Origin of the sequence: Streptococcus vulneris (assembly GCF_019218685.1) — a bacterium.
Classification (GTDB): domain Bacteria; phylum Bacillota; class Bacilli; order Lactobacillales; family Streptococcaceae; genus Streptococcus; species Streptococcus vulneris.
Window position 1 is genome coordinate 227,564 of record NZ_JAHUZC010000001.1, and the last position, 20,447, is coordinate 248,010.

Here is a 20,447-nt window from a genome sequence, read left to right on the forward strand (position 1 = left end):
GAGTTTTCTTTTATTTAGTCTTGATTATTTAGTTCCGTATTGAAGAACAACTGCTTCCACTGCAGCTTTTTCACGGTTAATCAAGTCAACACGCGCTGCAATTTCCTTGATTCCCATACCGATGTTACGGCTAAGAGCAAGGTCAGAAAGTTGTGGCTCAAAGAATTCCTTGTACTCTGCCAAGCGTTGCTGAGTCTTAAATACGTGAGCAGGAAGGATAACAAAGCTATCAAAGCTCATATCTCCACCAAGAGCTGCCTTAATCCAAGCCCAGTTTTCACGAGCCCAAGACCATGCTGTTTCCTGAGTTGCTTGATGGCTTAAGAACTGGAAGTACCAAGCAGACAAGTCTTGTGGTTTCACCATAAATTTGTCCTTCCAAGAAGCAATCAAGTTTTGGATATTATCCGCATCTGTACTGTATGCTAGAGCAGCTGCCAACTGGCGTTTAAAGACAGCATCTGTTGCGTGAGTATAAGTATCAAGATAAAGTGCTAACAAGTCTTTAGTCTCATGATGTTTCATCTCATTAATCAGAACTTGTGAGCGAATTGCTGCTGGGAGTCCTGCAAGATTCTCATTGTGAGCCGCGAAGATTTGGCTAGCGGCTTGACTAGCTTCTGCATCATTTGAGCGAATCATCATAGAAACAGCTAGTTGACGAACCAATTCATCCTCATCAGATTCACCATCTTTAGCTTCAAAACCAAGACGGTCATAATTATGACGAGCCAATTTAGCAACCAAAGCTTTGAAGGCTGTTTCAGCTTCTGTACCTTCATCGATAAAGCGCTCAAGAGCAGAAATTACTTGAGAAACAGCTGAAACAACAAGGTAAGATTCTTCCTTAGCAAGTTTATCAAGGACTGGAAGCAAGTCTGCATAAGAAATGTGCCCTGTTTCAGCAAGCAAACGACGTTCTTGAACGATTTGCAGTTTACTTGTGTTATCAAGCTCAACTAGGTCAACAAGAATAGCATCCAACAAGTCTCCTTGATAGTCGGTAATGTAGTGGGCTGTATTTTCAGTGTTGAGACGAAGAGCTCCTTCATTTTCAGCAAGAAGGGCTGCGTAGCCAGGGATTTCGATGCTTTCAGTTTCAAGTGTATCAGGTAAACCTTTCCAGTTGCTGTTTAGTGGCACAACCCAGAGACGGTTCTTGTCTTCGTGCTCACCGATGAAGAATTGTTTTTGTGAGATCTTCAAGACATCATTTTCAACTTTGACAGTGAGAACTGGATAACCAGGTTGTTCCAACCAAGAATCCATGAAGGCTGCGACATCACGTCCAGACGCTTGACCAAGAGCATCCCAAAGGTCACGACCAATTGTATTGCTGTATTGATGTTTTTCAAAGTAGGCATGCAAACCTTTGGCAAAATCGGTATCACCTAGCCAACGACGAAGCATGTGCATGAGGCGACTTCCTTTGGCATAGACGATAGCTCCGTCAAAGAGCGTATTGATTTCATCTGGATGTTTCACTTCGACGTGAACAGACTGAACACCATCAGTCGCATCACGTTTCAAGGCAGACGGAACACCACCTGTTTGGAAATCTTCAAAGATATTCCAGCTTGGTTCAATAGCATCCACACAGACGTACTCCATCATATTAGCAAAGCTTTCATTGAGCCAAAGGTCATCCCACCATTTCATAGTAACAAGGTTACCAAACCACTGGTGAGCCAATTCATGGGCTACAACAAGGGCAACTTGTTGACGACTGGCAAAGGTAGAGTTCTCATCCACAACTAAGTAAACTTCACGGTAGGTCACAAGACCCCAGTTTTCCATAGCTCCAGCTGAGAAGTCAGGAAGGGCGATATGGAGAGATTGAGGGATTGGGTACTTAACTCCATAGTAATCTTCGTAAAACTCGATAGAGCGAACAGCGATATCCAGTGAGAAATCAAGGTTTGATAGTGGATGAGCTTTGGTTGAGTAGACACCTACGAGAGTACCGTTTTTAGTTTTAGCCGTCACACCTTGCAAATCACCCGCAACAAAGGCTAACAAGTAAGAAGACATGCGAGGTGTTGTCTCAAACTTCCAGATACCTGTTTCCTTACGGTTTTCAACTTCGATTTCTGGCATATTAGACAAGGCCAATTCACCTTCTGCTTGGTCAAAACGTAGAGAGAGGTCAAAAGTTGCTTTGGCTTCTGGCTCATCCACACATGGGAAGGCTTCTCGCGCAAAATGGCTCTCAAATTGAGTAGACAATACTTCCTTCTTCACTCCATCAACTGTGTAGTAAGATGGGTAAATCCCTGTCATGTTGTCTGTAATTTTTCCTGAGAAAGCGATAACCACTTCAACTTGACCTGCTTCAGCAAGTTCAATATGAAGGGCTTCATTGTCATGGTCAACTGTAAATGGGCGAGCTTGACCAGCAACTTCTACAGTGGCGATTTCCAAGTCTTTTTGGTGGAGGGAAATGCGGTCACTCTGTGCTTGACCACTAATAGTCACCTTTCCTGAAAAAGTCTTGGTCTCACGACTCAAGTCTAAAAATAAATCATAATGTTCAGGAACAAATTGCTTAATAAAATGTTCAACTGCTTGCATAATTTTCTCCTATTCTAAGTTTAAGAGCTAGAGCTCTTCTTCAAACAAACTTATTATATCATGTTTTGCTTGAGAAAAAAGGATTGGACGGCGATTTCCAAAACTTTATTCCTTCTAATAGTCTACAGTGGGTAGACCTTGCGAAATTCTTCTAAAACAACCTTGGTGTCAGGTGTAAAAGTCAGTCCTGCTTCTTTCAGCCACTCGGCGAAACAATCCTCATGAACCTGACGCCAATAGGATAGGGATTTGTCACCTTCCCCTTCCTTGTAGGCATGTTGAGCAGAAACTTGATTGAAGGGCTGGACAGAAACCTTTGTAATTTTGACAATACAGACAGCCTGATTTTGACTATCTAAAATGATATCGAAGGTGCCTTCTTGAGGAAGAGACTCGGCTTCTAGTGCATAGAGGTCGTAGGCTGAGGCGGTTGCAGTCTTTTCGCCTCTTAAAACCAAATCTGCTAAAAGATCTGGTTCCATTCCAAAAGCCCAAGCATCGATTTCATCTCCTATAGAGGGGGTAATTTTCTTGTATGCATTCCACATTTCCTGCGGTGTCATGGGTGCTCCTTTGTAATTTCTTACTTTCTTCTTTTATATGTTTGAGATGATCTAGATGGTCAATTTCTAAATCAAAAATCTCTAGAATAGAACTGTAGTGAATAATGCACTTGATACCCAACTGATTCATTTTTTGTATGAAAGAATCATTCAGATAGCCTGCTACAGCAAAGTCAATCTTTTTCATCCTTGCTTTATCCTGCATATCTCTTAGCATATCTAACATAATTGGACTTTCCATATCATGCCATTGACTGTTTCTCACAGTCGCAAAAACAAAAGAAGTCAAATCATTCATTCCAACTATAATCTTTGAAATACCCGTTTCCAGTATCCTGTCCAAGTCAAAATAAGCTGAAGGTAATTCAATCATTGTGCCGACTTTCCCAGTAAAACCATGCTGACGTAATACTGTAATAGCTTGTTTTAATTGGTCGGCATCATTGACAAAAGGAAAAATAAGAGACAGATTGGGATTTGTTTGATAAACTTCTGTAACGACATGTGCTTCAGCCTGAAATTCATCCAAACACGCCAGTAAACGCCTGGTTCCTCTATAGCCAAACAAGGGATGATTTTCGTAAAAATACTCTTTAGTCCCCTCTAAACAATTGGCTTCTGTATTCGTTAATTCAGAAAAACGGTACCATACCTCTTCATCTGAGTACAAGGAGCAAATAGTATCTAGATAATCTTTTACAAATTGCTGACAACTTGGTAACAGGATGTTTTGGTTAAGCTCCCTCAATAAGTATTCCCCACGAATCATGCCAATGTGGTGAAATAGCTGAGGATAAACTTTTTCAATAATTTTTTCACCACTAAGAGCTAGTTGGTTTCTCATCATTCACCTTCCAATTCATGTAAGAGGTTTTGTCCAGTTCTGGAAATCCTAATAATTCTGCTTTGACTTTCAATACTTCTTGCGATGCATTCTCTTCTGTGATTTTTGATTTCCATCAGATCCTCCTACTTCAAAGACCATCCACCGTCTATTGTCAATATTTGTCCTTGCATGGCACTCGCTTTCCCACTTGCTAAGAAAAGGCTGATTTCTGCTATTTCCTCTGGCTCAATCCAGCGTTTGATTGGCGTTTCACTAGCCACCCAGTCCGCTAAACCACCTGGTTCAAAGTCGGCAGCGGTCATACCCGTCTTGACTGCTCCTGGAGCGATACCAAAGACCTGAATTCCAGCTTCAGCATAGTCTAGAGCCAACTGCTTGGTAAAGCCTGCCAAGGCATGCTTAGATGAAGTATAGGCGTGACCACCTCCACCTGCTAGGCTAGAAGCAATGGAACACATATTAATGATGGTCCCCTTTTTATTTTCCAACATTTGTGTCAAATAATAGCGAGTCAACTCAACAGGAGTCATATAATTAATTTCAAAAATTTCTTGAATTTCCTGCGCTGCCTGTTCCAAAAGTGGTTTGTAATCATCCAAAACTCCAGCAGTATTGCACAAAACATCAACTTGAGGACACCAATCAAAAATAGGCTCTAAGCCCAAGGTCAAATCTCTCTGTAGAAAGTGGAAATCACCCTCTAATAGTGGATTTTCACCTTGGTCAACTCCATAAACTTGATAGCCCTTTTCTAAAAAGAGTCGAGCTTGATCCAGACCGATCCCTGAACTCACTCCCGTAATCAATACACGTCTAGTCATGCACTTCTACCCAATCCGTCGCCAAAACATCACAAGGTGTCGGACTCCACATGGAAAAACCTTCTCCTTCGCCAGAAACGTTGATTAGGAAGTAAGGCGTCACTTCAAGTGCAACCCCGTTTTGTTCAATGGTGTCAAAAAGTTGTACATAGTTTTCCGCACCTCCCCAACCAGTACGTACGTATTTTTTCTTAGCCTTTAACCCAGGTAGAATTTCTTCAAATGTCATGTTTTTCTCCTTTAATATCAATAATTCTTCCCTTCATTATAACAAAAAAACCGCTTTAAAACGGCTTTTTGACTATACTTCACTCCATTTTATCTTCTTAAATCTACGGAAAAATAAAAAAACGACAACCACTTTTCAGCAGTTATCGTTGCTTATCTTTTAATCTTTTCCACCAAGTCGACTGTTAATATTCATCATGATACTAGCTATTTTTTCACCCCAGTACGGATCTGATGCATAGCGAACATTCATTCCTGTCGCTTTATTTCCAAGGTGATCTCTTCCACGGTCAATATAGTTCTCACGAATCCACTTAGCCGCACCAAGAATTCCTTTGTCTACATCATCAAATTTCTTAGCTGAATCATAGGGACTGGTATCGTAAGCAGCTATACCGAAGAAGTTATTTTTATCATTAGCAATTTGGCTACGTCCCCAAGCACTTTCTAGCGCACTATGAGCCATTAAATAGAGAGCATTGACACCGTAACGTTTTTCAGCTTCTTTAAAAATTGCTCCTTTACCAGCAAGACGGCTATTTCGGATATTCATCATTGAATAAACTCTATTTAATTCATCCGCACTATAGTTGGTTGGTTCAGTTAAATTCTTGAAAAGGAAACGATTTTTGATAGTAAACCCATCGAAATGTTCTCCATCCTTTGAATAATACTTCTTACCAATTTTCATAGCTGAAGTATGTGGAGCTACCCGTATACTAGTGTATGGAGAAAGTTCATGGTATAGGAATCTTCCATCTGTAGTATAGTGAGGAATAAACTCACTTCCTTCATCAACTAAAGCCAAATCACTTTGATTCATATAACCGGACAAGCCTGATATTGAAACAGCTAGACGACTACTCTTGCTTTTAGAGCCATCATAGGTCACAATACTTCCCTGATTGACATAGCTCAAAATATCTCCTGATTCGCTATAAATATAGGCTGTGATTGGTTTAACCTTAAAATATTTTGGACTTTGAATCCACTTTCCGTTATCTTGGAAGAAGTACTCTTTATTTTTGATGTTAAATCCACCAGTAACATAGCTTCCATCTTCTTTCAGGTAGTACCATGCATTGTAGTTAGGATCAAAAATCCATTCATTCTTGGCCATATAACCACCAGATTTGAGGTAATAAGCACCAATCCATTCACGTGAAGCATAAGCACCACCTGATTTTAGGTAAAACCAGCTATTATAAGATTTATCAAAAATCCATTCTTTTTCAGCCATTGCTCCACTATTCTTTAGATAGTAAGCATCTTTCCACTGATTAATAGCCATCACACCATCACTGTTAAAATAGTACCATGTGCCCTTAATCTTTTCCCATTTATTACGAAGGATTTTTCCTGAATCTGTAGCATAATACCATTTATCAGTAATCTTCACCCAAGCATTTTGAGCCATTGCTCCACTACTATTAAGAAGATAATCGTTCACTAGAACATTGCTAGCCATAACTCCATCTTGCTTGAAGTAATACCAAACATTGCCAATTTTTTCCCATCTATTACGAACAATCCTTCCTGAATCTGTAGCATAATACCATTTATCAGCAATTTTCACCCAGGAATTTTCTACCATTGCTCCACTAGTACGAAAAGCATAGTCATTAACAATAGTATTGCTGGCCATGATTCCATGTTGATCAAATAAATACCAGACACCCGCAATTTTTTTCCAATTTTTTATTGGTTGATTATTCTCATAAAAAAGCCATTTCCCATGCTCTTTCTGCCAACCATTCTTATGAGCTTCTTCAACTTTTTCTTTATTTGGAATAGCCTCTTGTTTAGAATTATTTTCTTTTACAACAACTGATTCTTTCTTTTTTTCCGTCTTTTCAGCTTCATTCTTTGTATGTTCAACAACTTTTTTCTCTTCTGAAGCTGGAGTCTGATTTTTATCTTTAGACTGATTTTTGTCCACAGACTGACTCTTATTCGTCGTTTGACTTTGGTCTGTTGTTTTACTATCTTCAGCAAAGACTGATATTGTGGGCACAATTGCCAATGCAAGCACTGCCGTGCTTACAAGTAGTGTTCTCTTCATTTTACTCCCCTAAGTAGATATTCATCTACATCATTCGTAATTAACTTTATTTTAACATAGTTAAAAGATGAAAATATTACAAAATGATGAAAATTCTATATCTTATTGACAATAAGGATAGTCTAGCTTATCTAAGGCTGGCTTTTACTTCCTTGCGTAGATTTTCTAGACTGCTGATGCCGTATTTATCCATAACCTTTGGTAAATTTTCGATGATATCAGGACAGGCATATGGATTGGTAAAATTGGCTGTTCCAACTCCAATAGCCGATGCTCCAGCCAGATACATTTCTAGGGCAGCTTCAGCCGAATCTACTCCCCCCATTCCAATGATAGGTAGGTCTGTTGTTTGGGCTACTTGGCGAATAAGCTTTAGGGCTACTGGAAATACTGCTGGACCAGACATTCCACCTGTTCCATTGGCCAAGATTGGTTTTCTGGTTTTGAGGTCAAAGCGCATTCCAACTAGAGTATTGATCATGGTTAATCCACTTGCTCCCGCATCTTCTGCAGCTTTTGCGACAGTAACGATATCGGTCACACTAGGGGTTAATTTGACATAAACTGGCACATCAGAGGCTTCCACAGCTGCTTTCACCACATCATAAGCCAAATCTGGATCTTGACCAATCAAAAGTCCGTGATTGCAGTGGTCCACATTGGGGCAAGAAATATTGAGCTCGATAGCCTTTACATTAGTTGCCTTGGAAATCCCATGAGAAACAGCCGCATACTCTTGTTTTGAAAAACCAGCCACATTGGCAATAATAGGAAGATTTGGATACTCTCTTTCTAGCCAAGGCAGTTTTTCAGCTAAAACAGCTTCTAAACCTGGATTTTGCAAGCCGATTGCATTGAGCATGCCAGCAGGGGTCTCAGCTACTCTAGGAGTTGGATTACCAAAACGGGGTTCAAGTGTTGTCGCCTTGATCATAATAGAACCTAAAAGGTCTAAGTCATAGTACTTGGCATACTCTTGTCCAAAACCAAAACAGCCTGATGCTGGAATAATCGGATTTTTCAAATTCAATCCTGGTAGAGAAACTTGTAAACTATTTGTAGTCATGATTTTCTCCTTATAATACAACTGTTCCTGTGCGGAAAACAGGGCCATCTTCACAGACGCGTTGGCTGACCGTCTCGCTTTCTGGTACTTTTAGGACGCAGGCATAACAAGCCCCCATCCCACAAGCCATACGAGATTCTAGAGATAGATAGGCTCTTGGATGGTCATAAAAGGTTTGATTGATATACTTCATCATTCCTGGAGCCCCACATGAGTAAACAGCATCAAATTGATTGTCTAAATCCTTGATAACAACGGAAACATTTCCCTTGATACCATAAGAACCATCATCTGTCGTTACAAAGACTTGACCATATTGAGCTAATTCCGTCTCTAAAATAACAGCATCCTTATTAGCAAAACCAAGGACTGTCACTACTTTTACTCCACGCGCATGCAATTCCTTGGCCACCTCAAGTAAAGGAGGTACACCAATCCCCCCTCCAACTAAGAGAATCTGGCTCTGCTCATCCAGGTCAGACAAGTCAAATCCATTCCCCTGAGGTCCCATCACATCAAGAGTATCTCCCTGACTTAAGGTTGAAAAAATAGCTGTCCCAGCTCCTTCAATCCGGTAAATGAGATGACACTGCTTCTTTACCTTATCAATAGACGAAATTGAAATAGGGCGACGCAAGAGATGGGCGTCATCAGGCACACGCAGATGAAGAAATTGGCCTGCTCGCATGGCTTCAACCATTTCTCCTTCTAGAACTAATTCAAAGATTGCTGGCGCGATTTCCTCCTGTGCTACCACCTTCATGGTTTCCAAACGAATTGCACCCAAACGTTTCTTACATGTGGGATTCATGACTTTTCCTCCTTAAATTTTAAGGGGACCAGACAAAGAAAAGACCTTGCTAGTGCAAGGCCTCAGTTAAAATCGTACAACAGAAGAGAGCACACTCAAAAAGTCTCCTCTAGAAAATTGCACTATTCTTTTATCTGACACCTTGTGAGTCTCTCTGGACTCCCCTTAAAGGTTAAATTTTTATTAGTATACTCTTTCAGCTAAAAAAAGTCAAGTAGAAAACGAACATTCCACTTGACTTCACGAGATTATTTTTCACGAATGACTTCAACCTTGTAGCCATCAGGATCTTTGACAAAGTAATAGTTTGGTGCAGTTCCTGGTAGACCATTTGGCTCAGTCACTTCATAACCTTTGGCACTATGCTCTTGATGAAGCGCCTCAAGATCAGGTGTACTTAGGGCGATATGGGCAAATCCATCTCCAACCACATAAGGACCATGATCGTAGTTATAAGTCAACTCCAACTCATAGTCATCACCCTCAAGACCTAGATAGACAATCGTGAAGGCATGGTCTGGAAAATCTCTGCGACGCAATTCTTTAAATCCAAAAGCATCTTGATAAAATGCGATTGATTTTTCAAGATTTTCTACTCGCAAGCAAGTATGTAGCATTTTTGAAGCCATATTTTTCTCCTTTATTTTTAAAAAGACTGGGACAATCCTGTTCCAGTCTTATCAGTGATTATTTACCAAGTTTTGCTTTAGCTGCATCTGCAAGAGCTGTGAAAGCTGCTGCATCGTTAACAGCCAAGTCAGCAAGCATTTTACGGTTAACTTCGATCTCAGCCAATTTCAAACCATGCATCAATTGTGAGTATGAAAGTCCGTTCATACGAGCTGCCGCGTTGATACGAGTGATCCACAATTTGCGGAAGTCACGTTTTTTCTGACGACGGTCACGGTATGCATAGTAGTAAGAGTTCATTACTTGTTCTTTTGCAGTACGGAACAAGATGTGTTTAGCTCCATAGTAACCTTTTGCTAATTTAAGAATACGTTTACGACGTTTGCGTGATACAACGCCACCTTTAACACGTGCCATGTTTTATTTCCTCCAAATATTTCCTAGAATTGTTTACTTACAGTCAAGCTATTATTTCAAGCGAGTAAGCATTGCTTTGATACGTTTGTAATCTCCTGAATGCACCATAGATGCTTTACGAAGATGACGACGTTGTTTCTTAGTTTTTCCGTGGAAACGGTGAGAAGTGTAAGCACGGAAACGTTTAAGTCCACCAGAACCTGTACGTTTGAAACGTTTAGCTGATGCGCGGTGTGTTTTTTGTTTTGGCATGATTTTTTCTCCTTTATTTAACTTTCTGACAATTATTTTTTGTCAGTCGCTGGCGCCAATTGCATGAACATTTGACGTCCATCCATTTTAGCACGTTGTTCGATGATGGCAATATCTTGAGTTGCTTCAGCAAACTCGGCTAAAACTTTTGCACCAATCTCTTTATGGGTAATCATACGACCCTTAAAGCGAATAGATACCTTAACTTTATTTCCTTTTTCAAGGAATTTGCGTGCATTGCGAAGTTTTGTATCAAAGTCACCCTTGTCAATAGTTGGACTTAGACGAACTTCTTTCACAGTAACAACACTTTGTTTTTTACGTTGTTCTTTTTGCTTCTTCTGGTACTCAAATTTGAACTTACCGTAGTCCATAATTTTTGCAACAGGCGGTTTGGCTTGGGGTTGAATCAATACTAGGTCAACATTAGCGTTATCAGCCAAAGCTTGCGCTTCACTGAGTGGCTTGATGCCTAGCTGTTCTCCTTCAAGACCAATCAAGCGAACTTCACGTACACGAATCTCATCATTGATGAATAAGTCTTGCTTTGCTATGGTTTTCACCTCTTTTGTTTTATTAGAGAAAAACAATAGCGGACTCGTAAATATACAAGCCCGCACGTTATGATAGCGTTTCTTAGAAACTTTTCATCCGTAGGGCCAGGCAACTTAATGTCACAAGGCGAGAAGCTCTCACTTCTGCTTTTCTCAACTTTTATATGATACCAAGTTTTCTAGCTCTTGTCAAGATAAAAAGTTATTTTTTTGAAAAGTTTCTGCTCATTAACCAACCGTTTCTATTTTCCAACTTTTCCACCCTTTAAAGCGTATAGCTCCTTGCTGGTCAGTTCGGTAAACTTTGCTATTGATACCTTCCAGTCGGGTCAAGGTTTCCTGATGGGGGAGTTTCGTTCGATTGTTCTTTCCAACTGAAATGAGAGTCATCTCTGGTTTGAGCTGTTCTAGAAAGGCTGAACTTGATGATTTTTTAGAGCCATGTTGGCTAGCTTTCAAAACATCCACTTCTAGGTCAGGATACTGCTTCAACAAGTCCTTCTCTCCTTTCTCCTCCAAATTTCCTGTGAAGAGAAAGTACTTATCCAAAAGTTTCCCATACAGAACTAGGGAATCATCATAACCTCCGTCTCCCATTTTCCTTGGAGATAGGACTTCTAAGTGACTTCCAAAAATTGGCAATTTCTCTCCTGCTGCCACACTTCGTACCTTGGTTTGAGTCGCCTGCAGTTCTTCCACAAATTCCTTCTGTTTCAGACTGCCTTTTGATACTAAGATCTCCCCTACATGGAATGCATTGGTCACCTCCAACAAATCGCCAACATGCTCCTTGTCCGTATTTGTCAAAATTAGCTGGTCAATCTTGGCCACTCCTCGACTTTTAAGATAGGGTATCAAGGTGCGCTGGGCATTGCTGGTCGTCGCCTTTTCTTGCCATTTTTCGATTTTCTTATCAGATTCTGCCTTGCCACCTACATCTATGAGAATGGTTTTCCCAGTTACATCCCGTAGGAAAATACTTTCCCCCTGCCCAACATCCAGCATGGTGATTTCATTTTCCAGTGGATACTTGGTCAAGAAAAAGAGACCTGTAATCAAGAAGCTCAACACTGCTAGCCTTTTAATGTTTTTCCTCAAATCATAGACTAAAGCCAAGGAAATTAACAATAAAATTAAAAGCCATGCATTGGGTTGTCCAAAGACTAGAGGCCTACTTGCCACCTGCGACACCAAGCGAATAATACTTTCCAACCATTCAAAGATAAAATTCAGCTGAATGACTGGATAGAGAAAGGAAAGGGCAAATAAGATAGACAAGAGCGGTAAGAAGACCAAGTCAAATAGAAAGGAAAAGACAAAGGTCAAAAGAATGGACCAAGGTTGAAATTCTGCAAAATAGAAGGATAAAATAGGTAGTATACCCAAGGAAATAACCAGACTTTCTCTGGCAATAGCCTTAAGTCCCTCTCCTTCTTTGCTGGTCATGGTCAAGATAAAAGCATAAGCACATGACAAAACTCCTCCTGCAGTCAGGAAAAAGTTGGGCATGATAATAAAGAGTACAAGGACAGTCAAGGAAAAATTGTCCAAGCCCTTAACACCATGTTGAGCCAGTAACTTTTGCAAGATGCTGCGAATGACCGAAGCTGAAAACCCTGTCAGCCCTGCATAGATAAGGGAAAAGGGATACGTCAGCCATTTCAACTTTTCTTGGGTCAAGCCCAATCTCAAAAGTAGTTTCTTAAACCCGTCCATGAAAAAACCTACCTGCATCCCCGACAAGGCAAAGAGGTGGATAATTCCTAAACTAGAATAAAGCTCATTCATCTCCTCAAAATCTGTGTCCAGATGCCCTAACAAGAGACCTGTCATGTAATTGCGCATAGGGTCTGGAAAATGTGTCTTAATCCAAACCACAGCCTTTCGGCGTAAACTGGATAGATTTTCTCCTATATCCCAACTGCCAACCTTTTGAAGTGACTGGATTTTTTTGATATTGAGAGTCTGGTAAATTCCCTGAGTTTTCAGATAGGCTTGGTAGTCAAAACCACCAAAATTTCTCTTCCCCTCTGGCTCCGAAAGCTTCCCTTCTAATCCTATCTCATGAAGGTCAGTTAAAGCTTGAAAGGCTTCTTTCTCCTCTTCGGACTGGAGTTTATAATAGACTTGAAAAATGCGTCCATCAGACTTACCACGAAAGGATAGACTGTCACCATTGACCTTAATAGTGTCAGGCAAAATCCGTACCCTTTCAACAGAATCCTCTAGGTTTTGACCAGCTTGACTCTGTTGCCAATTTTGAAACAGAAACCAGCAGGCAAAGATTCCGCAAATCACTAGAACTTTGCCTGCTGGTTTCCAAGGAAATTGGAAAAAAAGACAGACTAGCAGAAAAACGAAGCCCAACAAAGCAAGATAGGATGCTGAGAAAATAGCGTAATAAAGCCAAAGTAACAGAAAACTCAGGTAAATTAGGGGAATGGGGAAATTCTTAGTCCACTGTAACATAATCTTTTAGCTTTTCTATGGTCTTGGCACCAATGCCAGAGACTTTCTTGAGTTCATCAACCGACTTGAATTTCCCATTTGCCTCACGATGGTCGATAATATCCTGAGCTCGTTTGCCACCCAGTCCTTTGACCTGCTTGAGTTCTTCCAGACTGGCCTTATTGAGATTGACCTTCTTTTCCTTGCTCGTTGAGGAAGCCGTCCCAAGACCTGCCTGCTGACTAGCTGCTTCTTCTCCCTTAGTTGGGACGTAAACCAGAGCCTCGTCACTAACTTTCTGAGCTAGATTGAGCGACTTGCTATCTGCTTGTTCTGTCAACCCACCAGCCTTCTGAACAGCATCATTGACTCGACTACCTACAGGCAAATCATAAATCCCTGGTGATTTCACAGCCCCCTTCACATCTACTGTGATTAAATCTTGTTCAAGTGGCTCTGCCTTTTCTTCCTTCTTCACTTCCTTTTCGGTCGATGAATCCTTGGAAACAGCTGCAACTTCTGCCTGCAAATTCGTTTCATTATCAGGTGTTTGTGGAGCCGGCTTTAGCAGGAAAAATCCACCAACAAGCAAGCCTAGACTAGTACAGATGACGATGATTTTATACTCTTTTATTTTCTCGATAATTGCTTCCATATTTTCTCCTCTCTTAGATTATTCGTAAGAGAAAGAAAAAACAGTCGAAAATTTCTTCTCAACTGCTTATTTATTTGCAAAATAGTCTTCCTTGGTCAAGACATAATGAACTCTTGTAACGATTCGTTCTGGTTCTTTTTTGTCCAATCTGGCCTTATAGATAGTTTACAACAAGTTTTCCTTGCTTTTTAAAGCGGTTTCATATAGAATAAAATCATCACCTTATTTTATAGATAATTGTGATAAATCATTTACAACCCGTCAATAGAAAGGGAGTTTTTCTCTATGTTAATCGGAATTCCAAAAGAAATTAAGAATAATGAAAACCGTGTTGCCCTCACACCTGCTGGTGTCCACAGCTTAGTCGGTCGTGGTCATCGCGTCCTTATCGAAACAAATGCTGGTCTAGGTTCAGGATTTACTGATGCTGACTATCAAAAGCAAGGAGCTGAGATTGTCGCTACTGCTGGTGAAGCCTGGGCTGCAGAGTTAGTCGTGAAAGTAAAAGAACCATTAACTTCTGAATATGAGTACTTGCGTGAAGACCTGCTTCTCTTCACCTACTTACACATGGCCGCAGCGCCTAAATTAGCAGATGCTATGCTAGTAGCGAAAACAACGGGGATTGCCTATGAAACCGTCAGTGATTCCCAAGGTCAGTTACCACTCCTCGTTCCTATGAGTGAGGTTGCAGGCCGTATGGCAGTCCAAATCGGTGCTCATTTCCTAACTAAGCAAGCAGGAGGTTCTGGTGTCCTACTTGGTGGTGTACCGGGTGTACCTAAAGGGAAAGTAACCATCATCGGTGGTGGTGTCGTAGGGACCCATGCTGCTCGAATTGCGCTTGGTCTTGGTGCTCAAGTAACCATCCTTGATATCAGTGCTAAACGTCTCTCCGTTTTAGAGGAGGTCTTTGGTCACCAAATTCAAACTCTCATGTCCAATTCATTCAACATCGAAGCCAGTGTGAGAGATGCGGATGTGGTGATCGGAGCGGTTCTCATCCCAGGTGCCAAAGCACCGAAATTGGTGACAGATGAGATGGTCAAACAAATGCGTCCAGGATCTGTCATTGTTGACGTTGCCGTTGACCAAGGCGGCGTTATCGAGACAGCTGACCGTGTGACAACGCACGATGAACCCGTCTATGAAAAACACGGTGTGCTCCACTATGCCGTTGCCAACATCCCCGGTGCTGTAGCCCGTACTTCAACTATCGCCCTAACCAATGTCACTCTTCCTTATATCGAAGCTTTGGCTGGTAAAGGTTTTGTACAAGCAATCTCTGAAGATGAGGGCTTGCGTCAAGGTGTGACCACTTATCAAGGTTACTTAACCAGTCTTCCAGTAGCCCAAGGCCTCGATAAAAAACATACTCCAATTGATGAACTAGTATAAAAATCTAATTATCCGATAAAAGAAAGAGCAATTCCACCTGAACTGCTCTTTTTTGCTATTCTGTTTCTTCTTGGACTTCTTCACGCTCTTCATTTTTAACTGGAGCTGGTTCATAAGCTCGGATAATCTGAGCGACAACTGGATGGCGAACCACATCCTTAGCTGAAAAATGAACAAAGTCAATCTGGTGAATGTTCTTGAGTTTCTCTTGGGCATCAATCAAACCGGACTTGACGTTACGCGGAAGGTCAATCTGACTGATATCTCCATTGACAATCATCTTAGAATTAAATCCTAAACGAGTCAAAAACATCTTCATCTGCATGATAGTCGTATTTTGCGCCTCATCGAGAATGACAAAGGCATCATCCAAGGTTCGTCCACGCATATAGGCAAGGGGCGCAATCTCGATAATTTCACGCTCCATGAGTCGAGTTGTTTGGTCTTTTCCCAGAATCTGATACAAGGCATCATAAACAGGTCGAAGGTAAGGATCTACCTTCTCTTTAAGATCACCCGGAAGAAAACCTAGACTCTCGCCAGCTTCCACTGCCGGGCGTGTTAGGATAATCCGCTTAACCTGACCACGTTTAAGAGCTGTCACAGCCAAGGTCACTGCAAGGAAGGTCTTCCCTGTACCTGCTGGCCCAATTCCAAAGGTCACATCATGCTGTTTAACACTGTCCACATAAAGTTTTTGACCCAAGGTTTTGACACGGATAGGCTTCCCAGTATTATCCTTGATGATTTCTTCTTCGTAAAGGGCGACAAACTTGTCGATTTCATCGTTTTTGACCATGCTAATCGCAGTCACCACATCTGGCGTACCGACAGTCATCCCACGATTCACCAAGACCATCAAAGCCTGAATAACCTGACGGGCTTCCTCACAGGCAGCCTCTTCTCCCAAAACCTGGACAATCTCCGTACGGGCATGAATCACCACATCAAGCTCTTCTTCCATCAAACGAAGATGGCGTTCATTGGAACCAAAAAGATGAAACAGGTCATCTGGATGACTCAGTTGAATGTCTATTGAATGTTCCTTCAAATAAAGAACCTCTCTAATCCTTTTATTTCTTTTTATTATAGCAAAGGGGTGGAGAAATTACTAGCCCAAACCCAATGAATAAATGCTAGTGTTCTAAGTATTCCTGCCAGATAATGTCAAAATCTCCTAGGTTAAAAGAGAAACTGGCATGTTCTTCCAAAAAGCGACTGACCTCATCAAAATCATCTGTGTGTTTTGGGAAGGCTGACTCTTCAAATGCTAGATCTGCCAAGATGGCTTTAGGACTGTTACTTTTAGGATTGCGCTCGGTCATGAGCCAAGTGTAAAATGATTTTCTCATAAGCTACCCTAAATCAACTCTGTCCCAAACTGGTCTTGCTTGATTTTACCAGCCTTCATCAAGCCACCAAGTGCTTTCTTGAACTGACCTTTAGAAATTCCAAAGGTTGCCTTGATGTCCTCAGGAGATGACTTATCATTCAAGGTCATAAAACCGCCATTGCTTTCCAAGTAGGTCAAAATCATCTGAGCATCATTTTCCAACATCTCAAAAGAACGTGGTTTGAGAGAAAGGTTCAAGGTACGGTCCACTTCACGGAAACCAATAACACGCGCATCTAAAACTTGACCCAAACGTGGCTCTGCATAGCGCTCGCTAGGATGGATAAAGCCAAGCATGTTATTTTCTGGCAGGTAAACAAAAGTTCCTGACAGCTTGAGGCGGTAAACAATGGCTGGCCAGTTTTGGTTCTGCATGTTGTTGTAGGCAGGACGAGCCAAACGTTGGAAGTCTTCTTGATAAGCCAAGAGACCCCAGATACGGTCTTTCTTATCCACTTCAAGACGGATGTAGAGTTGGTCGCCCTTCTTAGGCCAAAGTTCCTTGAGCTCAGGGAGAATATCAAGTGACACAACGATTTCCTTGTCAGGAAGGCCTGTATCTACAAAGACACCCAAGTCCTTACGAACCTCTGTAACACGGCCCCAACCAAATTGGTCCTGAGTGGCAGTCACTTCTAGAGTGGTCAAGCGGAGTTTTTGCTTCATATCCGTGTAGGCAAAACCTTTAACCGTATCCCCTACTGTATGTTGACCTTCTTCCTTAGCAAGAGCATAGGTCTGGCCATCCTTTTGCACAAAGTAGAAACGGTCATTTTCATCGATGATGAGTCCAACGATAAAACTTGCAAGATTTTTATTCATATTTCCTTCTTTCGAATAAAACTCAGCCAGCAATGCCAACTGAGTTTTTCTGTTTATTTTTAGACTTCCAAAAGTTCTTTTTCTTTATTAGCAGTCATGTCATCGATGTGTTTGACAGCATCGTCTGTTACTTTTTGAATGTCTTTTTCAAGAGTCTTCAATTCGTCTTCAGTGATTTCTTTTGCTTTTTCTTGTTTCTTAGCTTCGTCCATAGCATCGCGACGGATATTGCGGACAGCCACTTTAGCATTTTCTCCGACCTTCTTCACTTCTTTAGCAAGGTCACGACGAGTTTCTTCTGTAAGAGCAGGGATAACCAAACGAATCACAGAACCGTCGTTAGCTGGTGTGATACCAAGATCAGAAGCGTTCAAGGCACGTTCGATGTCTTTCAACGAAGACTTGTCAAATGGTGTGACCAACAAAACACGCGCTTCTGGAATCGTAATTGAAGCGATTTGGTTAAGAGGAGTTTCAACTCCATAGTATTCTACATGTACACGGTCAAGCAAGCTTGCATTGGCACGGCCAGCACGGATACCACCAAATTCACGAGCAAGTGATTGGTGAGACTGGGTCATTCTCTCTTTAGCTTTTTCAATAATTGCGTTAGCCATAATCTTTCTTATTCCTTTTCTTCGATATTATTTGAAACTGTTGTTCCTATATTTTCACCAAATACGACACGTTTGATGTTGCCTGGTTGGTTCATGTTAAAGACAACCAAGTCAATATCGTTGTCCATTGAGAGGGTTGAAGCTGTTGAGTCCATGATACGAAGACCTTTGTTAATGACATCACGGTGGGTCAATTCTTCAAATTTAACGGCCGTCTTGTCCTTCTTAGGATCGGCATTGTAAACACCGTCTACACCATTTTTAGCCATAAGGATAGCATCCGCTTCGATTTCAGCTGCACGAAGAGCCGCTGTTGTATCTGTTGAGAAGTATGGTGAACCAATTCCAGCACCAAAGATAACGATACGGCCTTTTTCAAGGTGACGAAGGGCACGTCCACGTACATAAGGCTCTGCCACTTGTTGCATAGCAATCGCTGTTTGCACACGTGTATCAACCCCAACTTGTTGCAATGAATCTGCCATCACAAGAGCATTCATAACAGTCCCAAGCATTCCTGTGTAATCTGCCTGAACGCGGTCCATTCCTGCTTCTGCAGCAGGTTCTCCACGCCAGAGATTTCCTCCACCAATAACAAGGGCAATTTCGATACCTAAGCTATGAACTTCTTGAATCTCTTTTGCGATTGTTTGAACTGTTTGGATATCAATCCCTACGCCACGTTCTCCGGCAAGGGCTTCACCTGATAACTTGATTAAAATACGTTTATACTTGGGATTCGCCATTTTCACTCTCCTTTTTTTATCCTACCTATTTTATCACAATTTCTAAGATTTTTATAGTATCATGAGCAATTCTTTCAAAAAAATTAGACTGTTAAAAATTCCTCTAAGTCAGAAAGAGCACGCTCTGCAATTTTTTCATAACGAGCCTTCTTATCACGGATACGTTCGCCTTCCAACTCCTTGATAATCCCAAAGTTGACATTCATTGGTTGGAAATGCTTGCTGTCAGCATGGGTGATGTAATGAGCTAAGCTTCCAATCGCCGTCGTCTCTGGGAAAATCGCCTCGCTTTCTCTCTTAAAAAGACGAGCCGCGTTAATTCCCGCAACTAATCCTGACGCAGCTGACTCTACATAGCCTTCCACACCCGTCATTTGACCAGCAAAGAAGAGATTTGGCTGTTTCTTGGAACGATAGGTTTGCTCAAGAAGATCTGGTGAGTCCATATAAGAATTGCGGTGCATGACACCATAACGAACAAACTCCGCATTTTCAAGACCTGGAATCATTTGGAAGACACGCTTTTGTTCTCCCCATTTGAGGTGGGTCTGGAAACCGACGATATTATAGAGGCTACCAGCTGCATTGTCCTGACGAAGCTGAACCACCGCATAAGGTGTTTTAAATTCTCCATCACGAGGTCCTGTGTAGTCGTCCGGATACTCCAGACCGACTGGTTTCATAGGACCATAAAGCATTGTTTTAATACCACGTTTAGCCATGACTTCGATAGGCATACAGCCTTCAAAATACTTTTCTTTTTCGAAAGAATTAAGCGGAGCTTCTTCCGCATTGACCAAGGCTTCATGGAAATCCATAAACTCTTGCTTGGTCATTGGAGCATTGAGATAAGCAGCTTCTCCCTTGTCATACCGAGACTTGAGATAGACCTTGCTCATATCGATGGTGTTGACATCAATAATCGGCGCTGCCGCATCGTAGAAATAGAAACCATCGCCGTCATTGAGAGCATGAATCTTTTCAGCCAAGGCATCGCTAGTCAAGGGACCAGTAGCGACAACTGTGATTACATCAGTCGGTAATTCTGTAATTTCATCACGAACCACTTCAATCAAGGGATGGTTGGCAACTTTTTCGGTCACCATTTGGGAGAAACCATTACGGTCCACCGCAAGCGCACCACCTGCAGGAACACGTGTAGCCTCAGCAGATTCCAAAATAACAGAACCCAAGCGACGCATTTCTTCCTTGAGAAGACCAACTGCATTTGTCAGAGCATCTCCACGAAGAGAATTGGAGCAAACTAACTCTGCAAAATTGTCTGTTTTGTGCTGGGGTGTTGACTTGACACCACGCATTTCATAGAGTTTAACTGGAATACCACGTTCTGCGATTTGGTAGGCTGCTTCAGAACCTGCCAAACCAGCACCGATAACATTGATATAAGATTGAGACACGACACTAATACCTCTTTGGGAGTGTGAAGACAAGATTCACATTGAAAAAGCCAACCGAACTTACTCGCTTTCGAGTTTCTTGGCTCAGACTGAAAGAGTCCACAGGACTTACTCGCTTTCGAGTTTCT

The 20,447-nt window shown here is 41.6% G+C and carries 21 protein-coding genes, 2 pseudogenes and 1 other annotated feature; of the genes and pseudogenes, 1 reads left to right on the plus strand and 22 read right to left on the minus strand.

Annotation, left to right across the window (positions count from 1 at the left end):
- Positions 1-24: 24 nt before the first annotated feature.
- The 16 genes and pseudogenes from KUA57_RS01115 to KUA57_RS01185 all read right to left on the minus strand — a co-directional run.
- The gene (locus tag KUA57_RS01115; RefSeq protein ID WP_061864117.1) at positions 25-2,571 is read right to left on the minus strand and encodes a M1 family metallopeptidase; all 2,547 of its coding nucleotides are present in this window, start codon (positions 2,569-2,571) and stop codon (positions 25-27) included.
- Positions 2,572-2,693: 122 nt separating this feature from the next.
- Positions 2,694-3,134, minus strand: a complete 441-nt coding sequence (locus KUA57_RS01120; protein ID WP_061864116.1) for an ASCH domain-containing protein — start codon at positions 3,132-3,134, stop codon at positions 2,694-2,696.
- Positions 3,076-3,978, minus strand: coding sequence for a putative PEP-binding protein (locus KUA57_RS01125; RefSeq protein WP_061864138.1), 903 nt, complete (start codon positions 3,976-3,978; stop codon positions 3,076-3,078). Before KUA57_RS01125 ends, KUA57_RS01120 begins: the two co-directional genes overlap by 59 nt.
- Positions 3,956-4,084 (minus strand): annotated as a pseudogene (locus KUA57_RS09550) (NUDIX hydrolase); the annotation flags it as partial. The pseudogene KUA57_RS09550 and the gene KUA57_RS01125, both read right to left, overlap by 23 nt.
- Positions 4,085-4,103: 19 nt before the next feature.
- Positions 4,104-4,802: a 3-oxoacyl-ACP reductase gene (locus KUA57_RS01130; RefSeq protein WP_049551544.1), complete on the minus strand. Its 699-nt coding sequence runs from the start codon at positions 4,800-4,802 to the stop codon at positions 4,104-4,106.
- Entirely contained in the window at positions 4,795-5,031 is a 237-nt protein-coding gene (locus KUA57_RS01135; RefSeq protein ID WP_000141913.1) for a DUF2829 domain-containing protein, read from the minus strand. Before KUA57_RS01135 ends, KUA57_RS01130 begins: the two co-directional genes overlap by 8 nt.
- 159 nt (positions 5,032-5,190) lie before the next feature.
- Positions 5,191-7,092 (minus strand): glucosaminidase domain-containing protein, encoded by a 1,902-nt coding sequence (locus KUA57_RS01140; RefSeq protein WP_218493508.1) that lies wholly within the window; start codon positions 7,090-7,092, stop codon positions 5,191-5,193.
- Positions 7,093-7,219: 127 nt separating this feature from the next.
- Entirely contained in the window at positions 7,220-8,206 is a 987-nt protein-coding gene (locus KUA57_RS01145) for a dihydroorotate dehydrogenase (protein ID WP_275574811.1), read from the minus strand.
- Positions 8,169-8,969: a dihydroorotate dehydrogenase electron transfer subunit gene (locus KUA57_RS01150; RefSeq protein ID WP_004254684.1), complete on the minus strand. Its 801-nt coding sequence runs from the start codon at positions 8,967-8,969 to the stop codon at positions 8,169-8,171. Before KUA57_RS01150 ends, KUA57_RS01145 begins: the two co-directional genes overlap by 38 nt.
- 248 nt (positions 8,970-9,217) lie before the next feature.
- Positions 9,218-9,598, minus strand: a complete 381-nt coding sequence (gloA, locus tag KUA57_RS01155) for a lactoylglutathione lyase (protein WP_000157153.1) — start codon at positions 9,596-9,598, stop codon at positions 9,218-9,220.
- 58 nt (positions 9,599-9,656) lie between these two features.
- Entirely contained in the window at positions 9,657-10,016 is a 360-nt protein-coding gene (gene rplT, locus KUA57_RS01160; protein WP_000124834.1) for a 50S ribosomal protein L20, read from the minus strand.
- Between the two features lie 51 nt (positions 10,017-10,067).
- Positions 10,068-10,268, minus strand: coding sequence for a 50S ribosomal protein L35 (gene rpmI / locus KUA57_RS01165; protein WP_001125943.1), 201 nt, complete (start codon positions 10,266-10,268; stop codon positions 10,068-10,070).
- A 32-nt stretch (positions 10,269-10,300) separates the two neighbouring features.
- The gene (gene infC, locus KUA57_RS01170) at positions 10,301-10,831 is read right to left on the minus strand and encodes a translation initiation factor IF-3 (protein ID WP_000848180.1); all 531 of its coding nucleotides are present in this window, start codon (positions 10,829-10,831) and stop codon (positions 10,301-10,303) included.
- A gap of 15 nt (positions 10,832-10,846) precedes the next feature.
- Positions 10,847-10,978, minus strand: a sequence feature (ribosomal protein L20 leader region).
- Positions 10,979-11,050: 72 nt separating this feature from the next.
- Positions 11,051-13,291: a DNA internalization-related competence protein ComEC/Rec2 gene (locus KUA57_RS01175; protein ID WP_218493509.1), complete on the minus strand. Its 2,241-nt coding sequence runs from the start codon at positions 13,289-13,291 to the stop codon at positions 11,051-11,053.
- Complete coding sequence (locus KUA57_RS01180) at positions 13,275-13,925, minus strand: helix-hairpin-helix domain-containing protein (protein ID WP_218493510.1); 651 nt, start codon at positions 13,923-13,925, stop codon at positions 13,275-13,277. Before KUA57_RS01180 ends, KUA57_RS01175 begins: the two co-directional genes overlap by 17 nt.
- A 66-nt stretch (positions 13,926-13,991) precedes the next feature.
- A pseudogene (locus KUA57_RS01185) lies at positions 13,992-14,078 on the minus strand (GNAT family N-acetyltransferase); the annotation flags it as partial.
- A 132-nt stretch (positions 14,079-14,210) separates the two neighbouring features.
- Between KUA57_RS01185 and ald the strand changes: the two are divergent.
- On the plus strand, positions 14,211-15,323 hold the full coding sequence (gene ald, locus KUA57_RS01190) for an alanine dehydrogenase (protein ID WP_061864111.1): 1,113 nt from the start codon (positions 14,211-14,213) through the stop codon (positions 15,321-15,323).
- Between the two features lie 55 nt (positions 15,324-15,378).
- Here the strand turns inward: ald and KUA57_RS01195 are convergent, their stop codons facing one another.
- The 6 genes from KUA57_RS01195 to trmFO all read right to left on the minus strand — a co-directional run bounded on the left by KUA57_RS01195 (position 15,379) and on the right by trmFO (position 20,319).
- Positions 15,379-16,374, minus strand: coding sequence for a PhoH family protein (locus KUA57_RS01195; protein ID WP_000658173.1), 996 nt, complete (start codon positions 16,372-16,374; stop codon positions 15,379-15,381).
- A gap of 85 nt (positions 16,375-16,459) precedes the next feature.
- Positions 16,460-16,675: a YozE family protein gene (locus KUA57_RS01200; RefSeq protein ID WP_218493511.1), complete on the minus strand. Its 216-nt coding sequence runs from the start codon at positions 16,673-16,675 to the stop codon at positions 16,460-16,462.
- Positions 16,676-16,683: 8 nt separating this feature from the next.
- Entirely contained in the window at positions 16,684-17,538 is an 855-nt protein-coding gene (gene cvfB, locus KUA57_RS01205) for an RNA-binding virulence regulatory protein CvfB (RefSeq protein WP_125429909.1), read from the minus strand.
- Between the two features lie 59 nt (positions 17,539-17,597).
- On the minus strand, positions 17,598-18,155 hold the full coding sequence (gene frr / locus KUA57_RS01210; RefSeq protein ID WP_001262225.1) for a ribosome recycling factor: 558 nt from the start codon (positions 18,153-18,155) through the stop codon (positions 17,598-17,600).
- 8 nt (positions 18,156-18,163) lie between these two features.
- Entirely contained in the window at positions 18,164-18,901 is a 738-nt protein-coding gene (pyrH, locus tag KUA57_RS01215) for a UMP kinase (RefSeq protein WP_000002996.1), read from the minus strand.
- An 83-nt stretch (positions 18,902-18,984) separates the two neighbouring features.
- Entirely contained in the window at positions 18,985-20,319 is a 1,335-nt protein-coding gene (gene trmFO / locus KUA57_RS01220; RefSeq protein ID WP_218493512.1) for a methylenetetrahydrofolate--tRNA-(uracil(54)-C(5))-methyltransferase (FADH(2)-oxidizing) TrmFO, read from the minus strand.
- Positions 20,320-20,447 lie beyond the last annotated feature (128 nt).

What these genes read in the sequence shown, in the direction of transcription:
- KUA57_RS01115 (WP_061864117.1), bottom strand. Translation starts at nt 2,571, where the DNA reads ATGCAAGCAGTTGAACATTTTATTAAGCAATTTGTTCCTGAACATTAT.
- KUA57_RS01120 (WP_061864116.1), bottom strand. Translation starts at nt 3,134, where the DNA reads ATGACACCGCAGGAAATGTGGAATGCATACAAGAAAATTACCCCCTCT.
- KUA57_RS01125 (WP_061864138.1), bottom strand. Translation starts at nt 3,978, where the DNA reads ATGAGAAACCAACTAGCTCTTAGTGGTGAAAAAATTATTGAAAAAGTT.
- KUA57_RS01130 (WP_049551544.1), bottom strand. Translation starts at nt 4,802, where the DNA reads ATGACTAGACGTGTATTGATTACGGGAGTGAGTTCAGGGATCGGTCTG.
- KUA57_RS01135 (WP_000141913.1), bottom strand. Translation starts at nt 5,031, where the DNA reads ATGACATTTGAAGAAATTCTACCTGGGTTAAAGGCTAAGAAAAAATAC.
- KUA57_RS01140 (WP_218493508.1), bottom strand. Translation starts at nt 7,092, where the DNA reads ATGAAGAGAACACTACTTGTAAGCACGGCAGTGCTTGCATTGGCAATT.
- KUA57_RS01145 (WP_275574811.1), bottom strand. Translation starts at nt 8,206, where the DNA reads ATGGCCCTGTTTTCCGCACAGGAACAGTTGTATTATAAGGAGAAAATC.
- KUA57_RS01150 (WP_004254684.1), bottom strand. Translation starts at nt 8,969, where the DNA reads ATGAATCCCACATGTAAGAAACGTTTGGGTGCAATTCGTTTGGAAACC.
- gloA (WP_000157153.1), bottom strand. Translation starts at nt 9,598, where the DNA reads ATGGCTTCAAAAATGCTACATACTTGCTTGCGAGTAGAAAATCTTGAA.
- rplT (WP_000124834.1), bottom strand. Translation starts at nt 10,016, where the DNA reads ATGGCACGTGTTAAAGGTGGCGTTGTATCACGCAAACGTCGTAAACGT.
- rpmI (WP_001125943.1), bottom strand. Translation starts at nt 10,268, where the DNA reads ATGCCAAAACAAAAAACACACCGCGCATCAGCTAAACGTTTCAAACGT.
- KUA57_RS01175 (WP_218493509.1), bottom strand. Translation starts at nt 13,291, where the DNA reads ATGTTACAGTGGACTAAGAATTTCCCCATTCCCCTAATTTACCTGAGT.
- KUA57_RS01180 (WP_218493510.1), bottom strand. Translation starts at nt 13,925, where the DNA reads ATGGAAGCAATTATCGAGAAAATAAAAGAGTATAAAATCATCGTCATC.
- ald (WP_061864111.1), top strand. Translation starts at nt 14,211, where the DNA reads ATGTTAATCGGAATTCCAAAAGAAATTAAGAATAATGAAAACCGTGTT.
- KUA57_RS01200 (WP_218493511.1), bottom strand. Translation starts at nt 16,675, where the DNA reads ATGAGAAAATCATTTTACACTTGGCTCATGACCGAGCGCAATCCTAAA.
- cvfB (WP_125429909.1), bottom strand. Translation starts at nt 17,538, where the DNA reads ATGAATAAAAATCTTGCAAGTTTTATCGTTGGACTCATCATCGATGAA.
- frr (WP_001262225.1), bottom strand. Translation starts at nt 18,155, where the DNA reads ATGGCTAACGCAATTATTGAAAAAGCTAAAGAGAGAATGACCCAGTCT.
- pyrH (WP_000002996.1), bottom strand. Translation starts at nt 18,901, where the DNA reads ATGGCGAATCCCAAGTATAAACGTATTTTAATCAAGTTATCAGGTGAA.